Annotated in this window: 5 protein-coding genes; all 5 read right to left on the bottom strand. The window is 65.3% G+C overall.

Annotation, left to right across the window (positions count from 1 at the left end; all coding sequences use genetic code 11):
• Positions 1-25: 25 nt before the first annotated feature.
• The 5 genes from ACTICP_RS06985 to ACTICP_RS07005 all read right to left on the bottom strand — a co-directional run bounded on the left by ACTICP_RS06985 (position 26) and on the right by ACTICP_RS07005 (position 5802).
• Positions 26-577 (bottom strand): PH domain-containing protein, encoded by a 552-nt coding sequence (locus ACTICP_RS06985; protein ID WP_441890857.1) that lies wholly within the window; start codon positions 575-577, stop codon positions 26-28.
• Positions 577-2241: an ABC transporter ATP-binding protein gene (locus tag ACTICP_RS06990; RefSeq protein WP_441890859.1), complete on the bottom strand. Its 1665-nt coding sequence runs from the start codon at positions 2239-2241 to the stop codon at positions 577-579. The genes ACTICP_RS06985 and ACTICP_RS06990 overlap by 1 nt, the downstream gene beginning before the upstream one ends.
• On the bottom strand, positions 2238-3182 hold the full coding sequence (locus ACTICP_RS06995; RefSeq protein WP_441890861.1) for an ABC transporter permease: 945 nt from the start codon (positions 3180-3182) through the stop codon (positions 2238-2240). Before ACTICP_RS06995 ends, ACTICP_RS06990 begins: the two co-directional genes overlap by 4 nt.
• Positions 3169-4101: an ABC transporter permease gene (locus tag ACTICP_RS07000; RefSeq protein ID WP_441890863.1), complete on the bottom strand. Its 933-nt coding sequence runs from the start codon at positions 4099-4101 to the stop codon at positions 3169-3171. Before ACTICP_RS07000 ends, ACTICP_RS06995 begins: the two co-directional genes overlap by 14 nt.
• A gap of 78 nt (positions 4102-4179) precedes the next feature.
• Positions 4180-5802, bottom strand: coding sequence for a peptide ABC transporter substrate-binding protein (locus tag ACTICP_RS07005; RefSeq protein WP_441890865.1), 1623 nt, complete (start codon positions 5800-5802; stop codon positions 4180-4182).
• Between the last annotated feature and the right edge of the window lie 294 nt (positions 5803-6096).

Raw genomic sequence — 6096 nt, forward strand, 5'->3', positions numbered from 1 at the left:
GGCCGTTCGCGGTGGCGGTGAGATATCAGCGCGTGATGAGAACGGCCACGGCAGCCCAGACGGCCAGCACGGCGAACGCGAGGATCGACGCCCAGTCCCAGCTCCGCACGACGACGGCATCGGGGTGTGCGACAGCCTCCAGCCGCAGCTTCTGCAGTCGGGCGATGCCGTCGGCGGCTTCGCCGTTGCCGTCCTCACGCGTCCGTTCGGGTCCGATCCGGCGCGGCCGGGATCGCGACGGTCCGCCGAAGCAGCGCACGACCGCGCCGTCGTCGAGCGTCAGCTCGAGCTGCCAGCGCAACGCGATGCGTTTCACTCGGATCCAGGGAACCGCGGTTCGGCGCAGCAGATTCTGCACCTGAACGCCGGCGGCATCCGCGCGGACATCCGAGGCGATGCCCATGACATACACGACCCAGATCACGAGCAGCAGCCAGGGCGTGAGCAGCAGGGCCTCGCCGACGCCGGACCGGACGGCCGCCTCGATCAGCAGCACGATCGCGATGGCCGCGCTGACGCCGAGCAGCCAGGCCGCCCCGGTGACCCGGAAGACTCGTGGCGGCCGGGCCGCCGGCATCAGCTTGCGCCGCCTGTGCCGCCCGTGCCGCCCAGTGGCAGCGAGGCGCCGGGAATGGCATCCAGCAGACGCCGCGTGTACTCTTCCTGCGGGTTGCTGAAGATGTCGTCCACCGTGCCCTGCTCGACGATGCGGCCCTGCTCCATCACGCACACGAAGTCGGCGGCGACCCGCACCACGGCGAGGTCGTGCGTGATGAACAGATACGTCAGACCCAGATCGCGCTGCAGGTCGGAGAGCAGATTGAGGATCTGGTCCTGAACCAGCACGTCGAGGGCCGAGACCGCCTCGTCCAGCACGACGATGTCGGGCTTGAGCGCCAGGGCGCGTGCGATCGCGACGCGCTGACGCTGTCCGCCGGACAGCTCGTTCGGGTACCGCCAGGCGAGCTCTCGCGGCAACGCCACCTGCTCGAGCAGATCGAGGGAGCGCCGGTGCTGCTCTTCGCGCGTGCCGATGCCGTGCACGTGCAGCGGCTCGGAGATCAGGCTGCCAATGCTGCGCAACGGGTCGAGGGAACCGTACGGGTCCTGGAAGACAGGTTGCATGCGTCGACGCAGCTTGAACACGTCCGCGCGCGACATCGTGCTGGTCGCGTCGCCGTCGATGAGGATCTCGCCGTCCGTCGGCTTCTCCAACTGCAGCAGCATCTTCGCCACGGTCGACTTACCGGAGCCCGATTCGCCGACGAGAGCGAGCGTCTTGCCGCGCGGAATCGAGAACGACACCGTGTCGACGGCGCGGAGGTGCTCATGGCGCAGGCCGCCAGTGCGGATCGAATAGTCCTTGACGAGATCGCGCACCTCGACCACCGGAGCACCCGTCGGGGCCGGTTCGTCCGTCGCACGCGCTGTGATGCCGATCCGCTGCGAGGCCAGGCTCGGGGCCGCCGCGACGAGTCGCTGCGTATACGGATGCCGCGGATTGGCGAGGATCTCTGCACTGGCTCCCGCCTCGACGATCTCGCCCTGGTTCATCACCAGAATGCGATCGGCGCGCTCTGCTGCGAGCCCGAGGTCGTGCGTGATCAGCAGCACCGAGGTGCCGCGCTCGCTGGCCAGCGTCGCGAGGTGATCGAGGATCACCCGCTGCACGGTGACGTCCAGCGCACTGGTGGGTTCGTCGGCGATCAGCAGCTTCGGATCGGCGGCCAGGCCGATTCCGATGAGCGCGCGCTGGCGCATTCCGCCGGAGAACTGATGCGGGAACTGGTGCATGCGTCTGGCGGCGTCGCTGAGTCCGGCTTGAACCAGCACTTCTACCGCACGGTCGTTGATCTCTCGGCGTCCCTGCGCCAGTCCGTTCGCACGGACGGCCTCCTTGACCTGGAAACCGATCGACCAGACCGGATTGAGGTTCGACATCGGGTCCTGCGGGACGTATCCGATCTCGCGCCCGCGGATCCGCTCCATTTCGCTGCGGCTCGCCCGGGTGAGGTCCTTGCCGCTCAGATCGATGCTGCCACCCGTCACGGCGCCCGTGCCCGGCAGCAGATCGATGATCGCAGCGGCGGTCGTCGACTTGCCCGAGCCGGACTCGCCCACGATCGCGAGCGTCTCGCCCTCGAAGATCTCGAAGCTCACGCCATGCAGCACCTCACGGGTCTGCTTGCCGCTGCGGAATGCGACCTTCAGGTCGCGGATGCTGAGAAGCGGCGCGCTCATCGCTGTGCCCTCGCCTTCGGGTCGACGGCGTCGCGCAGCAGCTCGCCGAGGGAGATGAATGCCAGCACTGTGAGCGTGAGCGCCAGAGACGGCCAGAACAGCGCCATCGGCGCCGTACGGATGCTGGTCTGCGCCTGGCTGATGTCATTGCCCCACGACATCGTGCTGCCGCCGAGACCGACACCGAGGAACGAGAGCACCGACTCGGCGACGATCGCGGCCGCGAGGCTGAGCGTCGCGACGACGATCACAGGTGCCATGGCGTTCGGCAGCACGTGCGAAATCAGCGTGCGGAAGCGAGAAAGACCGACAGCCTCGGCACCCATCACGAAGTCGGCCTGTTTGACGCGCAGTACTTCGGCACGCATGATGCGCGCCGTCGACGCCCAGGCGAAGCCACCGATGGCCACCGCCAGGATGAACTCGTTCCGGACCGGCATCACCGACATCACGACGATCGCCGCGATGATGTACGGAATCGTGAAGAAGATGTCGCCGACCCGCGAAAGTACGGAGTCGAGCCAGCCGCCGTAGTAACCGGCGAACGCGCCCATGACCATGCCGAGGATCGTGCTGATGAGCGTCGCCAGAAGTCCGACGACCACCGAGGTGCGCGTGCCCCAGATGACGCGTGAGTAGACATCGCAGCCCTGACGGGTGAAGCCGAACGGATGCCCCGCCTCAGGCCCGCCGTTGCTCTTGGCGAGTACGCAGCCGTTGTTCGGCGCGACGTTGCTGAAGAGCCCTGGCCAGACCGAGACGACGACCACCAGCAGCACGAACGCCGCCGATACCCAGAAAAGCGGTCGGTGGCGCAGGTCGCGCCACGCGTCAAGCCAGAGATTGCTCCGTTTCTCATCAATGCGGACGACATCGACCGGTATCGAAGTCGTGTCGACGGGAGCGACGTAGTGTTCGCTGTTCGCATCAGTTCGAGACATAGCGGATCCTCGGGTCGAGCAGGCCGTAGAGCAGATCCACGACGATGTTGATGAACACGTAGACGACGACGAACACCGTCACGAACGATACGACGGTGGGATTCTCGCCGCGGACGATCGCTTGATACAGCGTGTTGCCGACGCCCGGCACGTTGAAGATTCCCTCGGTGACGGTTGCGCCCACCATCAGGATGCCGAACACGGTGCCGAGGTCGGTGACCATCGGAATCAGTGAGTTGCGCAGCACGTGCACCGGGATGACCCGACTGCGCGACAGCCCCTTGCTGTACGCGGTGCGCACCCAGTCCTGATTCAGCGTCTCGATCGTCGAGCTGCGAGTGAGACGCATGCTCGTCGCGTAGACGCTCAACCCCAGCACGATCGCCGGCAGCCAGAGATCACCCCAGTCGTTGCGGGCACCGACCGTGGGTCTGAACCACCCGAGTTGCACCGCGAGGAAGTATTGCGCCAAGAAGGCGAGCACGAAGATCGGCACCGCTACGAAGACGAGTGCGATGACCAGCATCGAGTTGTCGAAGATCCCGCCTTTGCCCAGCGCCGAGAACAGGCCGATCACGATGGCAAGGATGAACGCGATGCCAATCGCCATCACCGCGAGACGCAGCGTGACGGGGAACGTGCGGGCGAGGATCTCGATCACGGGCTGGCCGGAGAAGCTGATGCCGAAGTCGAGCCGGAAGATGCCGGAGATGTAATAGAAGTACTGGACGATGAACGGCTGATCGAGGTGGTACTGCTCACGCAGCCGCTCGAGCAGAGCCGGGTTGGGCTGACGGTCTCCGAACAATGCCGCGATCGGGTCGCCGGGCATCGCGAAGACCATGAAATAGATCAACAGGGTGGCGCCGAAGAACACCGGGATCGCCTGCAGGATCCGCTTGAGGATGTAAAGAGCCACCCTCGACCTCCCTTCGGGTAGGGGACGCGCAGGGCGACGAGGCGGTGGTATGCACCACCGCCTCGTCGCCTGTCAGTGTCAGCCGATCTTGGTGATCTGTTCGTACAGCGGCACCGAGTTCCATCCGAACTCTACGTTCTCAACCGTCTCGCCGAAACCGCCGACGACGTTCGAGTACCAGAGCGGGGTGGCCGGAAGGTCCTGCAGCAGAACTTCCTGCGCCTGCTGGAACAGGCTGTTCGCCTCTTCAGGGTCGGTCGACGAGATGCCCTGCGAGAGCAGGTCGTCGAACTCGGGGTTCGAGTAGTCGCCGTCATTCGAGCCGGCGTTGGTCGCGTAGAGCGGTCCGAGGAAGTTGTACAGACCCGGGTAGTCAGCCTGCCATCCGGTGCGGAAAGCGGTCTGGATCGTACGCTCGGTGATCTCACTGCGAGCCTCGGCGAATGTCGGGTACGGTGCCCCCGACGCCTCGATGCCGAGCGTGTTCTTGATCGAGTTCACGGTCGCGTCGACCCAGGCCTGGTGGCCACCGTCGGCGTTGTAGGCGATCTGGAACTCGCCAGTCCAGGGGCTGATCGCATCGGCCTCGGCCCACAGCTCCGCGGCCTTGTCGGGGTCGTACGCCAGAACCTCGGCGCCTTCGAGCGATTCGGACCAACCGTCGATGACCGGCGAGGTGAAGTCGCTGGCCGGGGTGCGGGTGCCCTGGAAGATCACATCCGTGATCTCCTCACGGTTGATCGCCATGGACAGCGCCTGACGACGCAGCAGGCCCTCTTCGCCGCCGAAGTGCTCGAGGCGCTCCGGGATCGTGAAGGACTGGAAAATGGCCGCCGGCTGGTTGACCGCACGGTCGCCGAGGTCGGACTCGAAGTTGGCGAACGCCGAGTCGGGGATGGCGTCGAGGACATCGAGCTCGCCACCGAGAAGATCGGCGTAAGCCGAGTCCTGCGAGGCGTAGAACACGATGTCCAGGCCGCCGTTGGCGGGGGTGCGCGGTCCGTCGTAGTCAGGGTTCGTCACGAGGTTGATCCCGACGTCGTGCTGCCAGGCGTCTTCACCCTCGAGCATGTACGGGCCGTTGCCGATCGGGCTCTCACCGAACGCCTCGATGTCCTCGAACGCGACATCGGGGAGCGGGTAGTAGGCCGAGTAGCCCAGACGCTGTGCGAAGTCCGACGCCGGCTTGTTCAGCGCGATCGTGAACGTGTAGTCGTCGACCTGCTCAAGACCGGTCAGCTCGGAGTCCTCGTCGTAGCTGAATCCCTCGATGTCTTCGAAGAAGTAGCTGGAGAGCTGCTCGTTCGAGGCGAGTGCGCCGTAGTTCCACGCCTTGATGAAGTTGTCTGCAGTGACCTCTTCACCGTCGCTGAACGTCAGACCCTCACGAATGGTCACCGTGAGGTTCTGCGGGTCCTCGACCGTGATGTCCTCGGCGACGTCGTTGAACACCGAACCATCGGCGGCATAGCCGATGAGCCCTGCGAACATCGCGTCGAGGATCTTGCCACCGCCGACCTCGTTGGTGTTGGTCGGGATCAGCGGGTTCTGCGGCTCTGAACCGTTGACCGAGATGATCGCCGAGGCGTCGCCCCCGCCATCGTCGCCGCCGGAGTCGTTGCCGCTTGCGCAACCTGCCAGCACGAGGGTGCTGGCGGCGAGCAGACCGGCACTCGCCAGCAGAATCCTGTTTCTGTTCACTTCGTCCTCCTGTGGACACGGGTTTATTGCGATCTCATCGAGTCGCAGATGAACTGAGCGTAACTTGCACGGCGGCGTGCACCTATCCCCGTTAATGAACCGTTACTGAGCGGTAACATCCCCCTGACATTCCGAGACTGCATTCCGCGGATGAGATCGACCGGAGTCCCGGCAACCTCGTCCGCGGAATGCAGTCTCGCGGCGTGGTGGCGGCGAATGGACGGGCGAACCGGGGACTCTGAAGCGCCCTGGGTCTGATGGAGACTCGCGCTATTTGATTCCCACCAGCTGACT

This window comes from Microbacterium sp. (genome assembly GCF_052102115.1).
In the GTDB taxonomy this organism is placed as follows: domain Bacteria; phylum Actinomycetota; class Actinomycetes; order Actinomycetales; family Microbacteriaceae; genus Microbacterium.

Coding starts and splice junctions, on each gene's coding strand:
- ACTICP_RS06985 (WP_441890857.1), bottom strand. CDS start 577: ATGCCGGCGGCCCGGCCGCCACGAGTCTTCCGGGTCACCGGGGCGGCC.
- ACTICP_RS06990 (WP_441890859.1), bottom strand. CDS start 2,241: ATGAGCGCGCCGCTTCTCAGCATCCGCGACCTGAAGGTCGCATTCCGC.
- ACTICP_RS06995 (WP_441890861.1), bottom strand. CDS start 3,182: ATGTCTCGAACTGATGCGAACAGCGAACACTACGTCGCTCCCGTCGAC.